This is a genomic window from Pseudomonas sp. BIGb0278, assembly GCF_024809895.1.
In the GTDB taxonomy this organism is placed as follows: Bacteria; Pseudomonadota; Gammaproteobacteria; order Pseudomonadales; family Pseudomonadaceae; genus Aquipseudomonas; species Aquipseudomonas shirazensis.
Genome location: NZ_JANUEL010000005.1, coordinates 20,088 through 35,288 on the forward strand (window position 1 = coordinate 20,088; position 15,201 = coordinate 35,288).

At 63.2% G+C, this 15,201-nt stretch carries 18 protein-coding genes; 8 read left to right on the forward strand and 10 right to left on the reverse strand.

Translation table 11 applies throughout. The features are described 5' to 3' along the window. The first annotated feature begins 103 nt into the window (after window positions 1-103). Complete coding sequence (gene sutA, locus M2396_RS17215; RefSeq protein WP_101322644.1) at window positions 104-427, forward strand: transcriptional regulator SutA; 324 nt, start codon at window positions 104-106, stop codon at window positions 425-427. 54 nt (window positions 428-481) lie between these two features. On the opposite strand, the gene M2396_RS17220 is transcribed toward sutA, so the two are convergent. From M2396_RS17220 to lptM, 6 genes are read right to left on the reverse strand one after another with little or no spacing between them, the layout of a single operon-like run. Beyond that, window positions 482-1,177, reverse strand: coding sequence for an HAD family hydrolase (locus M2396_RS17220; RefSeq protein WP_188036881.1), 696 nt, complete (start codon window positions 1,175-1,177; stop codon window positions 482-484). After that, on the reverse strand, window positions 1,174-2,073 hold the full coding sequence (gene xerC, locus M2396_RS17225) for a tyrosine recombinase XerC (protein ID WP_101322642.1): 900 nt from the start codon (window positions 2,071-2,073) through the stop codon (window positions 1,174-1,176). Before xerC ends, M2396_RS17220 begins: the two co-directional genes overlap by 4 nt. After that, on the reverse strand, window positions 2,073-2,783 hold the full coding sequence (locus M2396_RS17230) for a DUF484 family protein (protein ID WP_101322641.1): 711 nt from the start codon (window positions 2,781-2,783) through the stop codon (window positions 2,073-2,075). Before M2396_RS17230 ends, xerC begins: the two co-directional genes overlap by 1 nt. A 13-nt stretch (window positions 2,784-2,796) precedes the next feature. Then, window positions 2,797-3,627 carry a diaminopimelate epimerase gene (gene dapF / locus M2396_RS17235; RefSeq protein ID WP_101322640.1) on the reverse strand — a complete coding sequence of 277 codons (831 nt, stop codon included), beginning with the start codon at window positions 3,625-3,627 and terminating at the stop codon, window positions 2,797-2,799. A gap of 4 nt (window positions 3,628-3,631) precedes the next feature. After that, the gene (gene lysA / locus M2396_RS17240; RefSeq protein ID WP_150571421.1) at window positions 3,632-4,879 is read right to left on the reverse strand and encodes a diaminopimelate decarboxylase; all 1,248 of its coding nucleotides are present in this window, start codon (window positions 4,877-4,879) and stop codon (window positions 3,632-3,634) included. 9 nt (window positions 4,880-4,888) lie between these two features. Beyond that, window positions 4,889-5,092: an LPS translocon maturation chaperone LptM gene (gene lptM / locus M2396_RS17245; protein WP_103435382.1), complete on the reverse strand. Its 204-nt coding sequence runs from the start codon at window positions 5,090-5,092 to the stop codon at window positions 4,889-4,891. Between the two features lie 221 nt (window positions 5,093-5,313). On the opposite strand from lptM, the gene cyaY reads away from it, so the two are divergent. From cyaY to rnk, 3 genes are all read left to right on the forward strand, one after another. Then, window positions 5,314-5,646, forward strand: a complete 333-nt coding sequence (gene cyaY, locus M2396_RS17250; RefSeq protein ID WP_101322637.1) for an iron donor protein CyaY — start codon at window positions 5,314-5,316, stop codon at window positions 5,644-5,646. 1 nt (window position 5,647) lies between these two features. Continuing rightward, the gene (locus M2396_RS17255; RefSeq protein WP_101322636.1) at window positions 5,648-5,860 is read left to right on the forward strand and encodes a DUF1289 domain-containing protein; all 213 of its coding nucleotides are present in this window, start codon (window positions 5,648-5,650) and stop codon (window positions 5,858-5,860) included. Between the two features lie 135 nt (window positions 5,861-5,995). Next, the gene (gene rnk / locus M2396_RS17260; RefSeq protein ID WP_101322635.1) at window positions 5,996-6,406 is read left to right on the forward strand and encodes a nucleoside diphosphate kinase regulator; all 411 of its coding nucleotides are present in this window, start codon (window positions 5,996-5,998) and stop codon (window positions 6,404-6,406) included. A gap of 15 nt (window positions 6,407-6,421) precedes the next feature. On the opposite strand, the gene M2396_RS17265 is transcribed toward rnk, so the two are convergent. The 3 genes from M2396_RS17265 to M2396_RS17275 all read right to left on the reverse strand — a co-directional run bounded on the left by M2396_RS17265 (window position 6,422) and on the right by M2396_RS17275 (window position 10,047). Continuing rightward, a complete protein-coding gene (locus M2396_RS17265) occupies window positions 6,422-9,277 on the reverse strand; it encodes a class I adenylate cyclase (protein WP_259076597.1) in 2,856 nt (951 codons plus the stop codon). Window positions 9,278-9,428: 151 nt separating this feature from the next. Next, on the reverse strand, window positions 9,429-9,674 hold the full coding sequence (locus M2396_RS17270; RefSeq protein WP_101322633.1) for a TIGR02647 family protein: 246 nt from the start codon (window positions 9,672-9,674) through the stop codon (window positions 9,429-9,431). Between the two features lie 73 nt (window positions 9,675-9,747). Next, the gene (locus M2396_RS17275; RefSeq protein WP_101322632.1) at window positions 9,748-10,047 is read right to left on the reverse strand and encodes a hypothetical protein; all 300 of its coding nucleotides are present in this window, start codon (window positions 10,045-10,047) and stop codon (window positions 9,748-9,750) included. Window positions 10,048-10,192: 145 nt separating this feature from the next. Between M2396_RS17275 and M2396_RS17280 the strand changes: the two genes are divergently transcribed. Next, a complete protein-coding gene (locus M2396_RS17280; protein ID WP_150571419.1) occupies window positions 10,193-10,852 on the forward strand; it encodes a glutathione S-transferase in 660 nt (219 codons plus the stop codon). Window positions 10,853-10,891: 39 nt separating this feature from the next. On the opposite strand, the gene argH is transcribed toward M2396_RS17280, so the two are convergent. After that, window positions 10,892-12,286: an argininosuccinate lyase gene (argH, locus tag M2396_RS17285; protein WP_101322630.1), complete on the reverse strand. Its 1,395-nt coding sequence runs from the start codon at window positions 12,284-12,286 to the stop codon at window positions 10,892-10,894. A 313-nt stretch (window positions 12,287-12,599) separates the two neighbouring features. Here argH and M2396_RS17290 point away from each other — a divergent pair, with 313 nt between their 5' ends. The 3 genes from M2396_RS17290 (at window position 12,600) to M2396_RS17300 (ending at window position 15,182) form a co-directional block, all read left to right on the forward strand. Next, window positions 12,600-13,349, forward strand: a complete 750-nt coding sequence (locus M2396_RS17290) for a LytTR family DNA-binding domain-containing protein (RefSeq protein WP_101322629.1) — start codon at window positions 12,600-12,602, stop codon at window positions 13,347-13,349. 127 nt (window positions 13,350-13,476) lie between these two features. Continuing rightward, window positions 13,477-14,418, forward strand: a complete 942-nt coding sequence (gene hemC / locus M2396_RS17295) for a hydroxymethylbilane synthase (protein ID WP_101322628.1) — start codon at window positions 13,477-13,479, stop codon at window positions 14,416-14,418. Continuing rightward, window positions 14,415-15,182: a uroporphyrinogen-III synthase gene (locus M2396_RS17300; protein ID WP_224785571.1), complete on the forward strand. Its 768-nt coding sequence runs from the start codon at window positions 14,415-14,417 to the stop codon at window positions 15,180-15,182. The genes hemC and M2396_RS17300 overlap by 4 nt, the downstream gene beginning before the upstream one ends. The last annotated feature ends 19 nt before the right edge of the window (window positions 15,183-15,201 follow it).

Consider the following 15,201-nt stretch of genomic DNA (forward strand, 5'->3'; position numbering starts at 1 on the left):
CAGTGGCCAAACCCACGGCCAGTTGAATTTTCACTGGTGGCTGCCGGTCTACGGCAACACTGGTCTATAACCAACCTGCTTTTCGCAAGCCATGAGGTAGAACATGAGCGACGACGATCTGGAAACTGACGACCTCGAAGTAGGCGACGAAGACGAGGCTGATGAAGGTCTTGAGGCTGCTGCCGATGACGGCGTCGAAGACGCTGGCGACGACACCCCGGTACCTGCTGCCAAAGGCAAGTCCAAGGCTGCCGTGACGGTAGACGACATGCCGAGCATGGAGGCCAAGCAGAAAGAGCGCGACGCCCTGGCCCGTGCCATGGAAGAGTTCTTGAATCGCGGTGGCAAGGTGCAGGAAGTGGAGGCCAATGTGGTCGCCGATCCGCCCAAGAAGCCCGACAACAAGTACGGCAGCCGCCCTATCTGAGTGGTTGTCTGCAAAAAAGCCCGCCGTCGCTGCGGGCTTTTTTGTGGCTGCTGTTCAGCGCCAGCGGGCGAGTACGTCAGGCAGCTGCGACAGCCGCTGAATCTGCGCATCAGGCGCTTTATCGCCGGTCCAGGCCTTACCCTGCGGGTTGAACCATACCGCGCGCAGGCCGGCCCGCTGGGCCCCGGCGATATCGTCGCCAGGGTGATCGCCAACGTGCACTGCGGCTTCAGCCGGCGCATCACCGCGCTTCAAGGCCTCAAGAAACGGCGCCGGGTCCGGCTTGCCGATGCCAAGGTCCTCGGCGCACAGGGCAAACTTGAAGTAATCGGCCAGGCCAATGCGGGCGACGTCGGCGTTGCCATTGGTGACCACACCCAGGGTGTAGCGCTGGCGCAGGATCTCCAGCACCGGCTGCACTTCAGGGAACACCTCGACCTGATGACGCGCGTGCAAAAACACCTCGAAGCCTTCGTTGGCCAATTGCTGCGCTTGCTGGTCGCTGTAGCCGACGTCACGCAGGGCGTGGTTGAGTACGCGCCGACGCAGGGCGCTGATGCGGTGCTTCAGGCCGGGCTCGGCTTGCACCAGGCGTTCACGGATGGCGTACAGGTGCTCGACTGCCACGCCGCCCAGGCGCGGGGCGTTGGCTTCGAGCCAGTCGCGCAGCACGGTCTCGGCGCTGAGGATCACTGGCGCGGTGTCCCACAAGGTATCGTCGAGGTCGAAGGTGATCAGCTGGATGCTCATGAGTCGTTGCCCTTGCTGCGTTTGGCCCGGGGATGGGCGCTGTCGTAGACCGCTGCCAGGTGCTGGAAGTCCAGGTGGGTATAGATCTGCGTGGTGCTGATGTCGGCATGGCCGAGCATCTCCTGCACCGCCCGCAGGTCCTGGGACGATTCCAGCATATGGCTGGCGAAGGAATGGCGAAGCATGTGCGGGTGCAGGTGCTGGCCCAGCTCGCGCTCGCCGGCCGCCTTGACCCGTAACTGAATGGCCCGCGGGCCGAGTCGCCGGCCCTGGCGGCTGACAAACACCGCGTTGTCCTGCGGCGCGCTGATGCCGCGTAGCTTGAGCCACTCCTGCAGCGCCTCGCGGGCCTTGCGGCCGACCGGCAGCACGCGGGTCTTGCTGCCCTTGCCCTGCACCTGCACCAGGCCGTCGGCGAGGTCGAGGTGCTCGAGATCGAGGTTGGTCAGCTCGGACAAGCGCAAACCAGAGGAATAGAACAGCTCGAGAATGGCCTGGTCGCGGCGGGCAATGAAGTCGTCGTCGACGCCACCGTCCAGCAGTTGCAAAGCGCGGTCGGCATCCAACGCCTTGGGCAGGCGGCGCTCGCCCTTGGGCGGCGCCAGGCCATTGGCCGGGTCGTGCTCGCAGAGGCCTTCGCGGTTCAGGTAGCGGTACAGCCCGCGCACCGCCGAGAGCAGCCGGGCGATGCTGCGCGAGGACTGCCCGTGATGATGCTGGCGGGCAACCAACTGGCGCAGTTGCTGGATGTGCAGTGCGCCCCAGTTGGTAATGCCTTGGGCACCGCAGTATTCGAGGACTTTCTCCAGGTCGCGACGGTACGCTTGCTGGGTGTGCGGCGATACCTGGCGCTCATTGCGCAGATGCGCGCAATAAGCCTCCAGCTGGCGCTCCATCAGCGCACCGGTCGCAGGGTCTGGGTGAGCCGTGGAACCACCCGGCCAAGCACTTCAGCGATGTAGCTGAGGAACAACGTACCGACGCTGCTCTTGTAGTGCTGCGGGTCGTGGCTGCCGATCGCCAGCACGCCATGCAGGCCCTGATATTCCAGGGTGGCCACCGCGCTGGAGCCGACGTCCTTGCGTTGCTCTTCGCCAAACAGGAACGCCAGCTCGTGCTCACGCAGGTTGCCGCTGACCGTCTTGCCGCTGCCCAGCAGGGCGCCGATGGCCTGTTGCGCCTCGGCATTGCTGACCCAGCGGCCGACCGGTGTGGCGTTTTCACCAAACAGGATCAGGCTGACGAAGGGCACCTTGAATTCCTGGCGCAGGCTGTCTTCGACGGCCATCACCACTTCTTCCAGGCTGCTGGCATCGAGCAGGTCGAGGATCAGCCGGCGGGTCTTGTCGAACAGCCGGTCGTTGTCGCGGGCGACGTCCATCAGTTGCGACAAGCGATGGCGCATCTCGATATTACGGTCGCGCAACAGCTTCAGCTGGCGCTCCACCAGCGACACGCTGTCGCCGCGCTGGTGCGGGATCTGCTGTTCGAGCAGCAGTTCGTCGTGCTCGGCAAAAAACGCCGGGTGCGCACGCAGGTAGGCAACCACCGCCTCGGCATCGAGGTCGGTGGCCTGTTCGGGTAAAACCTGTGGCTGATCGGTCATGGCGCTTACTCGGTTAGAGGCGAACCTGTCCTTCATAGACGCGCACGGCAGGGCCGGTCATCAATACCGGTTGGCCGGGGCCTGCCCACTCGATGCTCAGGCGCCCGCCTGGCAGGTCGATGGACACGGGCGAATCCATCCAGCCCTGGCTGATAGCGGCCACGGCAGCGGCACAGGCGCCGGTACCGCAGGCTTGGGTTTCACCGGCGCCACGTTCCCATACCCGCAGGTTGGCGCGGTGGCGGTCGACAATCTGGATAAAGCCGGCGTTGACCCGCTGCGGGAAGCGCGGGTGGTGTTCGATCTTCGGCCCCAGCTCGTGCACCGGTGCGGTCAGGACATCGTCGACGCGCAGCACGGAGTGAGGGTTGCCCATCGAAACGGCGGCAATCGAGTAGTTCTGGCCGTCGACTTCCAGCGCGTAGCTCAGCGCCTGCTCGGCAGCCTGGAACGGGATCTGCTCCGGGTCCAGCCGCGGCGGGCCCATGTCCACGCAGATCTGGCCGTCGTTGCGCACGTCCAGCTCGATGATGCCGCCTTTGGTTTCGACGCGGATGAGCTTTTTCGCGGTCAGACGCTTGTCCAGCACGAAGCGCGCAAAGCAGCGCGCACCGTTGCCGCACTGCTCGACCTCGGAGCCATCGGCATTGAAGATCCGGTAGCGGAAGTCCACGTCCGGATTGTTCGGTGCTTCGACGATCAGCAACTGGTCGAAACCGATACCGGTGTGCCGATCACCCCATTGCTTGGCGTGCTTGGGCTGGATGTGCGCGTGCTGGCTGACCAGGTCGAGGACCATGAAGTCGTTGCCCAGGCCGTGCATTTTGGTAAAACGCAGCAGCATGGGTTCACTCCGGCAGCAGGCTTTCGCCGGCGAACAGTTCGGCGACGGTCTCGCGACGGCGCACTTCGAAGGCCTGGTCAGCGTCGACCAGCACCTCGGCGCAACGACCGCGGGTGTTGTAGTTCGAGCTCATGACAAAACCATAGGCGCCCGCCGACTCGACGGCCAGCAGATCGCCCTCGGCCAGGTTCAGCGTGCGGTCCTTGGCGAGGAAGTCGCCGGTCTCGCAGATCGGCCCGACGATATCGTAGGCACGACCATCACCGGCACGCGGCTGCACGGCACTGACACCCATCCAGGCCTGGTACAGGGCCGGGCGGATCAGGTCGTTCATGGCTGCATCGACCACAGCGAAGTCTTTGTGCTCGGTGTGCTTGAGGTACTCGACGCGGGTCAGCAGGACGCCGGCGTTGGCCACGATGTAGCGGCCGGGCTCGAACACCAGGGCCAGGTCGCGATCGCCAACGCGCTCGCGGATGGCCTTGACGTATTCACCGGCCGATGGCGGCTGTTCGTCGCAGTAACGCACACCGATACCGCCGCCCAGGTCCAGGTGGCGCAACAGGATGCCACACTCGCCGAGGCGGTCGACCAGTACCAGCAGGCGGTCAAGGGCATCGAGGAACGGCTCCAGCGTGGTCAGCTGCGAGCCGATATGGCAGTCGACGCCGACCACTTCCAGGTTCGGCAACTGTGCGGCGCGCACATAGACTTCTTCGGCATCGGCAATGGCGATACCGAACTTGTTTTCCTTGAGGCCGGTGGAGATGTACGGGTGGGTGCCAGCATCGACATCCGGGTTGACCCGCAGCGACACCGGCGCCACTTTGCCCATCTCGGCAGCCACGACCTGCAGGCGCTCGAGCTCATCGGTGGACTCGACGTTGAAGCAGTGCACGCCCACTTCCAGCGCACGGCGCATGTCTTCGCGGGTTTTGCCGACGCCGGAGAAGACCACGCGGTCGGCGCGCCCGCCAGCGGCCAGCACGCGCTCCAGCTCGCCGCCGGAGACGATGTCGAAACCTGCGCCCAGACGGGCCAGCACATTCAGCACACCAATGTTGGAGTTGGCCTTGACCGCAAAGCACACCAGGTGCTCGACGCCTTGCAGGGCATCGGCATAGCTGCGGTACTGCGCCTCGATGTGGGCACGCGAGTAGACGTAGGTCGGGGTGCCGAACTGTTCAGCAATGGCCGACAGGGCCACGCCTTCCGCGAACAGTTGGCCGTCGCGGTAGTTGAAAGCGTCCATTGGATTTCCTTACTGCGCTGGCTGCTGCTCTGGGTCTTGCTCTTGCTGCGGCGCTGGCTGCGGCGAGGGCTGAGCGTGCTGGTGCTGGTGCGACTTGTTGGCCTTGCCGTCCTTGCCGTCTTCAGGCAGGAACAGGGGGCCTTTCTGACCGCAGGCCGAAACGAGGCAGGCAACCGCGACCAGCGCCGCGAGGGAGGAAATCAGGCGCTTCATTGGTGAAATCCTTGAAATAAGCAGTATTGCGCCCGAGTATACCCAGCGCCTGCCTGATTGCCTATGCAAGGGCCGGTCCGCCTGGCGGTAAGCAACGCTGGCGGGGCCGCTGCTGCGTTATCCTTGCAACATTGGCAGATGGTCTGAGGCTTTGCATTCTTGCGCCAGCGTCCGTATCTTCCCCGGCTTGCCTGTATGCAGCCAATTTCGAGGTTCTTGCAATGAGTTTGAGCGAAGCGCGTTTTCACGACCTGGTCGATGCCACCCAACAGGCGCTGGAAGACCTGTTCGATGAAGCCGATCTTGATCTGGACATGGAAAACTCCGCCGGCGTACTCACCATCAAGTTCGAAAACGGCAGCCAGCTGATCTTCAGCCGGCAGGAGCCGCTGCGCCAGTTGTGGCTGGCAGACAAGTCTGGCGGTTTCCACTTCGACTATGACGAAGAAAGCGGTAAATGGACCTGCGAAAAGACTGAGGAGCTGCTCGGCGAGATGCTTGAGCGCATCGTCTGGGGGCACGTTGGCGAGAAGCTGGACTTCGACGAGATCTGACATGAGCGAGCAGCCGCGGCCGCCCAAGCCGCTTTACAGTAACGTCAGCCCAGCGGTGAAATCGCCCTGCATCAATGTTTGCCGACTGGATGCCGAACGGGTCTGCACCGGTTGCCAGCGCCATGTCGAGCACATCCGCGAGTGGCGCTCTGCCGACGACGAACGCCGCCGGCAGATCTGCCGGGAAGCCGAGGCCCTGCGCGCCCGGGCTTGAGTATTCGCCCGGCTGTGATACTGTCGGACTCTGCGTCGGCGCTGCCGAATGCCTGCACAAACCCCGCCCTTGGGCGGGGTTTTGCTTTATTCGTGCGCCGCAAATTGTCTGTTGAACATGGAGTCTGACTGGAACATGAGCCGCAAACCTTCCCTCATCCTCACCCGCCTGGACGTGCAACGTCTCGAGCGCCTGATCGATAGCCTCGATGAGAACGCGCCGGGTGTCGCCGCCTTGCAGGACGAGCTCGACCGCGCCGAGAAGGTAGTCGGTCACGAGGAGGTCCCGGCCGGTGTGGTGACCATGAATTCGCGGGTGCACTGCCGCGAAGAGGCCAGCGGCAAGGACTACCACCTGACTCTGGTCTATCCGAAAGACGTCAGCGGTGAAGGCAAGGTATCGATCCTGGCGCCGATTGGCTGCGCTTTGCTCGGCCTGTCGGTAGGTGACCAGATCGACTGGCCGGCGCCGGGTGGCAAGACCCTCAAGCTGACCTTGCTGGCGGTCGAGTATCAGCCAGAAGCTGCAGGCGACTTCGACCTCTGAGAGGTCACGCGGGCCTCACTGCAGTGAGGCCTGCAACTGCTCGACGCCGTCATTCAGCGCCTGCTCCAGCTCGCGCTTGTACCTCAGATGCAGGCATGTCGAGCCCTGCTCATCGGTGAGCAGATCGGACAAATCCAGATCGGTGATATAGCAGCGATAACGCCCGGCACTGCGCCGCTGGCCGAGGATCTGCCGCGCCACCACGGCGTACAGCTGATCGCCGTATTCAAGCTGCGAATATTCCTGCTGATCGCAGTACAGGGTGATGTGCACCTCATCGCCGATCCCGCTCTGTACGATCGCCTGCACCTCGTAATAGGGCTGGCTGCCGTTGTCGCTCGGTGCCTGGCGTGGCTCCAGGCTGCGCACCTTGCCCAGGCCAGCAGGCAGCAGTTGGTAGTAGAGAATATCCAATGAGCCCTGTTGCAGACTGGTCAGCGGCAGCCGGGCATCGCGGCGCATGCCCAGCGATTGCAGAAAACGCTGCAACGGCAGCAACAGGTGCGCCTCATCTTCCAGCGGCAGGCGCTGCTGCCACAGGGCATTGAATTCATCCAGCACGTACAGGTCGGCCCAGCCGTCGAGCAGGCGGTAGAACACCTGGATGCACTGCGGCTGGCCTTGGGGCAGAACCCATACCAGATCTTCATCGTCCAGCGCGTTGTCGTCCAGGTGCAGCGGGCTGTACTCGCTGCGCTCCTCGCCCAGATAAGCCAGCAGTTGCTCGTGGTTGGTCAAGGTGACCAGGTTGACTTCACCAGGCTGTAGCTCAAGCACATGGGTGTCCTGTGCGATCTGCACCAGGTATCGGTAGTTCAGCCGCTGCTGGAGCAACGCACGAGCCGTGGCGAACACATCCTCGACCCGCTGCGCAATGGCCTGGGCGCGGTTGTGACAGAAGCTGCGCACCTGCAGCCGTGGCGGTTGCTGGCGCTGGCCTGGGGTGTTGAGAAAGTCACGCAGGCAACGCATCAGCGCATGCTCGCCGTCGTAACGCTGGACCAGCACCTCGTTCCAGCTGTTCAAGGTGATCTGATCGAGGGTCAGCACCAGGTTCTCGCGCACGCCGGCGTAACTCAGCGAGTCGGTGCGGGCGGTGGTCATGAGGATGTTCAGTTCACGCTGATGGCGTAGCGGGTCGACGCCGACATTGACCAGCAGCAGGACCTCGTCCGCCACACTTGGCTGCAGCAGACGCAACTCGCTGACGGGCTCCAAGGGCAGGGCAATACTCTGTTGCAGGCTGCCGAGCAGGTTGAACAGCTCGAACTCGCTCAGGTCGCTGGCGCCCGGATGCAGGGCCAGCCGTGTGCTGCTGTCGATCACGCCGTTGCGGTGCGCCCAGGTCAGCAGCTCGAGCAGTTCGCGGCAGCGCTTGAGCGGGCTGGAGTGGTCCAGCTCATCCACGCTCAGGTTGCCCTGATACAGGCTCCAGTGGAACGCGCCGGGCTCCTTGCGATTGCTGGCATGGACCAACGTCAGTGTGTCTTCGGCAAGGTCCGGGGCAATCCCCGGGTTGATCACTTCGATCTTGCCGGCACGGCGCTCGAAGGCGGCGTAAAGGCGTCGGCCGAGCACGTTCAGGTCGCGTTGGTCGGCGCGGCTGCTGGCCTGCTGTTCACGAGCGAACTGATTGAGGAAGCGATAGCTGTGATTGAGCTCGGCCACCAGCGCCCGGCGCTCGAGCGCGACCTGGCGCACCTTCCACTGGCTGCGGCTGTCGAGCAGCGCCAGCTGGCGCTCGTCCCAGGCCCATTCGCGAACCAGGCGAGCCAATAGCTGGCGTTGCCAGCCGCCGTTGCGCGAGCGGCCGCTGAGCTTTTTATTGACCTTCAGATACAAGCTGCGCCGTACCAGCTCCAGCCGCGCGACATCGCCGCGGCGTAGCAAATACTGCTCGATGCGCCGATAGACCATCACGTACGGGTCCAGCGCATCGAGGTCGAGCTGGTTGGCAAACACCGCCTGCTTGAACTCCAGACTCAGGCAGCGCACCTGTGGATGCTCGCTGGCGTAGGCTTCGGTCAACAGCAGCTTGAGCAGCGATTTGTAAGGTGAGTCGATGCCTTTGAACAACTGCCACAGGCCGGCGCCGACAAACTCGCCGACCGGGATATGCGCCAGGTGGCCGAGGTCGAGGTCATGATCGGTGCGGATAAAGCGCTTGCTCAGCAGGGTTTGCGTGTAGGCCTGATAGTTGTGCTCTTCATACACCGGCACCAGCCACCACAGTGGCGTGCGCCCGGCCAGCCAGATCGCGGTGCGGTAGAACTCGTCGAGCAGCAGGTAGTGCTGGGTAGTACCGCAGTCGTCTGAGCTGAGCTGGCCATCGCGCTCACCGAAAGTAAAGGCCTGCGGTTCGATCAGAAAGAAATGCGCCTCGGCGCCGAGGCTCGCCGCCCACGCTTCGAGCAACTGGCATTTGCGCCTGAGCTCGGCCAGCGCCCACTCGGCCAGGCCGGCGGCGTGGCAGACCCACACATCCATGTCGCTCTGTTCGGCCTGGGCCAGGGTGCCCAGGCTGCCCATCAGGTACAGGCCCTGAATCGGTAGCGGCGCATTGCCCAGCCGCGGTTTGTAGCTGAACGAGCGCGCCAGGCGCTGGCCCTCGGCAATCAGCTCGGCATCCGGCTCATACCTGCACACCCCGGCTGGAGTGGTGCCGGAGACATACCCGGGCAACAGCGGGTGATTGACATGAAACAACAGCGGCAACAGCGTCAGCACCTGCTGCTGGCGCGTTGACAAGCCCTCCCGTGCACGCCCGAGGCGGCCCTGATTGATCTGCATGAAGCGCGCGCGCAGCGTGGCCAGGACTTTGCGGTCGATACCGTCGTCCAGGTCTGGGCGGATTTCATGAGGGTGGTTCATTGCGCACTCAGGGGCAGGCCAGGGCAGTGCCGAGTTTAGCCTGAGCAGGGGGCAATAGCGGGTAATTTATGGTTTTTTGACGCCAAATTAACAGCAAGGCGGTTGGCCTGTTCGCGACCAGCAACCTGGCCCGCGAACAGGCGCGAAGGCTTCAGGCGGTTTCTGGGGCTTTGAGAATGTTCAGCACAATCTGCACGCTCTGCGCCGCGTCACGGCCCAGGCTGGTCAGATAACCACCATCGGGCTGGTCGGTCAGTTGCTTGTCAAAGAGGCGCTTGGCAGCAGCGACTTTATCTGGCGAAGCGGATTGGTGGACCTGGATGCCTTCCTGGCTGCTATCGAGATTGAACAGCGCAAGAACTTCCAGCTCGGCGATCAGTTCGGGGGTAAGCGACATGGCAACTCCTGACTTCCAGACAAGGATTTAGGCACCACTGCGGGTGCTTGATCATGGAGTGTAGACAGACTTTTCAAGCGTTGCCTTGATCCGCCTCAGGTGGCAGCTCCGGCAGGGCGCGCAGTGCCGTTTCATACCACTCGGTATCGAACGGGCGGTCGGCATCGAGCATGGCGTCAATCTCGAAGGCCAGTACATGGGCCATCAGGTTGAGAATATCTTCGCGCTCATAGCCAACCAGCTTCAGCTTGTTGAAAGTCGCCAGGGCCGCCGGCGGCTCGCCGCTTTCGATCTGGTTTTCGATGGCCTGGGTCAGGGTAGCTTCGGCGAAGGCTTCTTCATCTTCGTTGTCGATGTCTTGGGGTTCGCTCATGGCAGTGCTCCTGTAGTGAGGGGGCTAGTTTGCCATGCCCGCGCCGGCAATGCCTGGCCATCTATGCCATGCATGACGCTGGTCATGGCGTAAGGGAGTGGTTATAACAGCCGGGCCATCCCCTCACGGCCTGGAGGCTGTCGCAATGCTCAAGCTCTACGGATTCCCTGTCAGCAACTACTACAACATGGTCAAGCTGGCGTTGCTGGAAAAAGCCCTGCCGTTCGAAGAGGTGCCGTTCGTTTCCGGCCAGACCCCACAAGTGCTGGCCATCAGCCCGCGCGGCAAGGTGCCGGTGCTGGAGACCGAGCATGGCTTTATCAGCGAAACCAGCGTGATGCTCGACTACATCGAGCAGACTCAGCCGGGCAAAGCCCTGCTGCCGGCTGATGCCTTCGGCCAGGCCAAGGTGCGCGAGCTGGTCAAGGAAATCGAGCTGTACATCGAGTTGCCGGCGCGTACCTGCTACGCCGAAGCGTTCTTCGGCCAGGCCGTCGAGCCGCTGATCAAGGAGCGCGCCCGCACCGAGCTGCTGGCAGGCTTTGCCACGCTCAAGCGCAATGGCAAGTTCGCGCCGTACGTTGCCGGTGAGCAGATGACCCTGGCTGACTTGATGTTCGTGTTTTCGGTCGACCTTGCCTGCGCGGTCGGCAAGAAGGTATTGAACCTGGACTTTCTCGAGGACTTCCCGCAGGCGAGGGCGCTGCTGGAGTTGCTTGGCGAGAACCCGCACATGGCGAAAATTCGTGCAGACAAGGAAGCGGCGATGCCGGCATTCCTGGAGATGATCAGCAAACGCAAATGAGGGTGAAAAGGCGGGCTGCCGGGCAGCCCGCCATGACGCTTAGCGCGAAGCCAACAACGCCTGACCACGGACCACGGCCGCACGCACCTGGGCAGGTGCAGTCCCACCAATGTGATTACGTGCATTTACCGAGCCTTCCAGGGTCAGCACGGCAAACACATCCTGTTCGATCTGATCGCTGAAGCGGCGCAGCTCTTCAAGGCTCATTTCGGCCAGGTCTTTGCCGCTGTCGACGCCGTACTTCACGGCATGGCCGACGATCTCGTGGCAATCACGGAACGGCAGGCCACGGCGTACCAGGTAATCGGCCAGGTCGGTCGCGGTGGAGAAACCGCGCAGGGCTGCTTCGCGCATGATCGCGTGACGCGGTTTGATTGCCGGGATCATGTCGGCAAACGCCCGCAGCGAATCGCGCAGGGTGTCGGCGGCGTCGAACAACGGCTCCTTGTCTTCCTGGTTGTCCTTGTTGTAGGCCAGTGGCTGGCCTTTCATCAAGGTCAGCAGGCCCATCAGGGCGCCGAACACACGGCCGCTCTTGCCACGCACCAGCTCAGGTACGTCGGGGTTTTTCTTTTGCGGCATGATCGAGCTGCCGGTGCAGAAGCGATCCGGCAGATCAATGAACTGGAACTGGGCGCTGGTCCACAGCACCAGCTCTTCGGAGAAGCGCGACAGGTGCATCATCGCCACGCTGGCCGCGGCGCAGAATTCGATGGCGAAGTCGCGATCGGAAACGCCGTCCAGCGAGTTGCCGGCAACCGCTTCGAAGCCCAGCAGCTTGCAGGTCAGCTCGCGGTCGATCGGGTAGGTGGTGCCAGCCAGCGCGGCGCTGCCCAGAGGCATGCGGTTGGTGCGCTTGCGGCAGTCGACCAGGCGCTCGTAGTCACGGCTGAGCATTTCGAACCAGGCCAGCAGGTGGTGGCCGAAGGTCACTGGCTGCGCGGTCTGCAGGTGGGTGAAGCCGGGCATGATGGTCTCGGCTTCACGCTCTGCCTGCTCCAGCAGGCCCTTCTGCAGGCGTGTGATTTCGCCTAGGATCAGGTCGATTTCGTCACGCAGCCACAGGCGGATGTCGGTGGCGACCTGGTCGTTGCGGCTGCGCCCGGTGTGCAGTTTTTTGCCGGTGACACCGATGCGATCAGTCAGGCGCGCTTCGATGTTCATGTGCACGTCTTCAAGGTCGACGCGCCAGTCGAAGTTGCCGGCCTCGATCTCGGTCTGAATGGTCTTCAGGCCGTCGATGATGGTGTCGCGCTCGGCGTCGCTGAGTACGCCGACCTGCGCCAGCATGGTCGCGTGGGCAATCGAACCCATGATGTCGTGGCGGTACAGGCGCTTGTCGAAGTCGACCGAAGCGGTGAAGCGGGCGACGAAGGCGTCGACGGGTTCACTGAAGCGGCCGCCCCAGGACTGATTGGTCTTGTCAGTGCTCATGGATTCACTCGTTGAAGGCGTGAACGATAAAAAGTGGCGCCGATAATAACAGGGTTGCACTGCCCGCCGCAGGGCATCGGTCGCTAGAAACAGCCGGAAATCAACTGGCGAAGTTACTGCAAAGGATATTTACCGATTGAACGGCAGCGTTCCACGAAGCGTCTACAGTTTGACAATAGGCTGGCGCTGAATCTGTCAGACCAGTGAATCTTTGGCCATTGCATGGGTCTAGAGCGTGACTGCGGCGTCGGACTACCGAGCCCGGTTTACGCTTATTACTTGTGCGAGACTCATTCAGGAATCCAGCGCAACTATGAATGTCCTGATCGTTGATGACGAACCCAAAGCCCGCGAAGACCTCAGCCGCTTGCTCGGCGGGCAGGAGGGCTACACGGTACTGGAGCCCAGCGCCACCAATGGCGAGGAAGCTCTTGCCTTGATCGACAGCCTCAAGCCTGACGTGGTCCTGCTTGATATCGGCATGCCCGGCCTGGACGGCCTGCAGGTGGCTGCTCGCCTGTGCGAGCGCGAAGCGCCGCCAGCGGTGGTGTTCTGCACCGGTGATGACGAATACGGCAGCGAAGCGTTCAAGGACAGCACCCTCAGCCATGTCAGCAAGCCGGTGCAGCCGCAGGCCCTGCGCGATGCCCTGCGCAAGGCAGAAAAACCCAACCGCGCGCTGCTGGCGGCGCTGACCCGGCCAGCCACTGAAGACGGCGGCAACCCGCGCAACCACATCAGTGCGCGCACCCGCAAAGGCATCGAGCTGATCCCGCTGTCACAGGTGATCTACTTCATTGCCGACCACAAATACGTGACCTTGCGCCATGAGGCCGGTGAAGTGCTGCTGGATGAGCCGCTCAAAGCGCTGGAAGACGAGTTCGGCGAACGTTTCGTGCGCATCCACCGCAACGCGCTGGTTGCCCGGGAACGTATCGAGAAGCTGCAGCGTACGCCGCTGGGGCATTTCCAGCTCTACCTCAAGGGCATGGGCGAGGATGCATTGATCGTCAGCCGCCGCCATGTAGCAGGCGTGCGCAAGATGATGCAGGGCTTGCACTGATCGCTCGCCCTCGGCGCCGCTGCGCTCGCGCGCACTGGCGCGGCACCACCGATTGCTGACCTGAGTCTGCAGGCAGGCCCCGAGTAGCTGTTATCATCGGCAGCATTTCTCTGCATCGGGGCGTTTCATGTCCACTCGCGAAATCCGCATTGCCACCCGTAAAAGTGCCCTTGCCCTGTGGCAGGCCGAGTACGTCAAAGCACGTCTGGAGCAGGCTCATCCAGGCCTGATCGTCAGCCTGGTGCCGATGGTCAGCCGTGGCGACAAGCTGCTCGACGCGCCGCTGGCGAAGATCGGCGGCAAGGGCCTGTTCGTCAAAGAGCTGGAAACCGCCCTGCTCGAGAACGAAGCCGACATCGCCGTGCATTCGATGAAAGACGTGCCCATGGACTTTCCTGAAGGCCTGGGCCTGTACTGCATCTGTGAGCGTGAAGACCCGCGCGATGCCTTCGTTTCCAATACCTACGCAAGCCTTGACGCATTGCCTGCAGGCAGCATCGTCGGCACCTCCAGCCTGCGCCGCCAGGCGCAGTTGCTGGCGCGCCGACCGGATCTGCAAATTCGCTTCCTGCGCGGTAACGTCAATACCCGTCTGGCCAAGCTTGATGCCGGTGAATATGACGCGATCATTCTGGCCGCGGCGGGCCTGATCCGCCTCGGCTTCGAAGACCGCATAAGCGCCAGCATCAGTGTCGACGACAGCCTGCCGGCCGGTGGCCAGGGCGCAGTCGGCATCGAGTGCCGCAGCGCCGACAGCGAAATCCACGCCCTGCTGGCGCCGCTGCACCATGTCGACACCGCCGACCGAGTGGTGGCCGAACGTGCCTTGAACAAGCACCTCAACGGCGGTTGCCAGGTGCCGATCGCCTGCTACGCCGTGCTTGAAGGCGAGCAGTTGTGGCTGCGCGGGCTGGTTGGCCAACCCAGCGGCGGGCTGCTGCTGGCAGCCGAAGCACGGGCGCCGCGGCTGCATGCCGAAGCGCTTGGCGTTCAGGTTGCCAAAGACCTGCTTGAGCAGGGCGCCGAGGCGATCCTCAAGGAAGTCTATGGCGAGGCCGGCCATCCGTGAGCGGCTGGCGCCTGCTGCTGACCCGGCCTGAAGAGGACTGTGCGGCACTGGCGCAGACCTTGGCGGCCGCCGGCATCGCCAGCAGCAGCCTGCCCTTGCTGGCGATCGAGCCGGTCACTGTGGATGACGCGCAACGCCAGCTGCTGAGCCAGCTGGCGAATTACCAGGCATTCATCGTGGTGAGCAAGCCCGCTGCGCGCTTGCTGCTGGCCAACTTGGCCAAAGCCGGCCTGGTGCCGCCGTCCAACGCCTGGTTCAGCGTCGGTGAGGCGACCGCGCAGGTATTGCAGAACGCCGGGCTTTTGGTGACATTCCCTTCCCAGGGAGACGACAGTGAGGCCTTGCTTGGCTTGCCCGAGTTGCGCAAGGCTGTCGCCGTTCCTACGCCGCGTGTCCTGATTGTCCGCGGGGTAGGGGGTCGTGAACTGCTGGCAGAGCGTCTTGCCGAGCTAGGTGCTAGTGTCGATTATCTGCAACTGTATCGTCGCTGCCTGCCGGATTACCCGCCCGATACCCTGCGCGAGCGGGTCGATCGGGAACGCTTAAACGGCTTGGTGGTCAGCAGTGGGCAGGGTCTTGAACATTTGCGCCAGTTGGCAGACGCCGATTGGCCGCGCCTGGCGCGCTTGCCGTTGTTCGTGCCGAGCCCGCGCGTAGCCGAGCAGGCCCGCGCGCTGGGTGCACAACAGATTGTGGATTGCCGTGGCGCCAGTGCCGCGGCCTTGCTGGCAGCTGTGCAGCGCAGCGCTGCACCTGCCTCTTAAGGCGCTAAGCTCAGAGCGA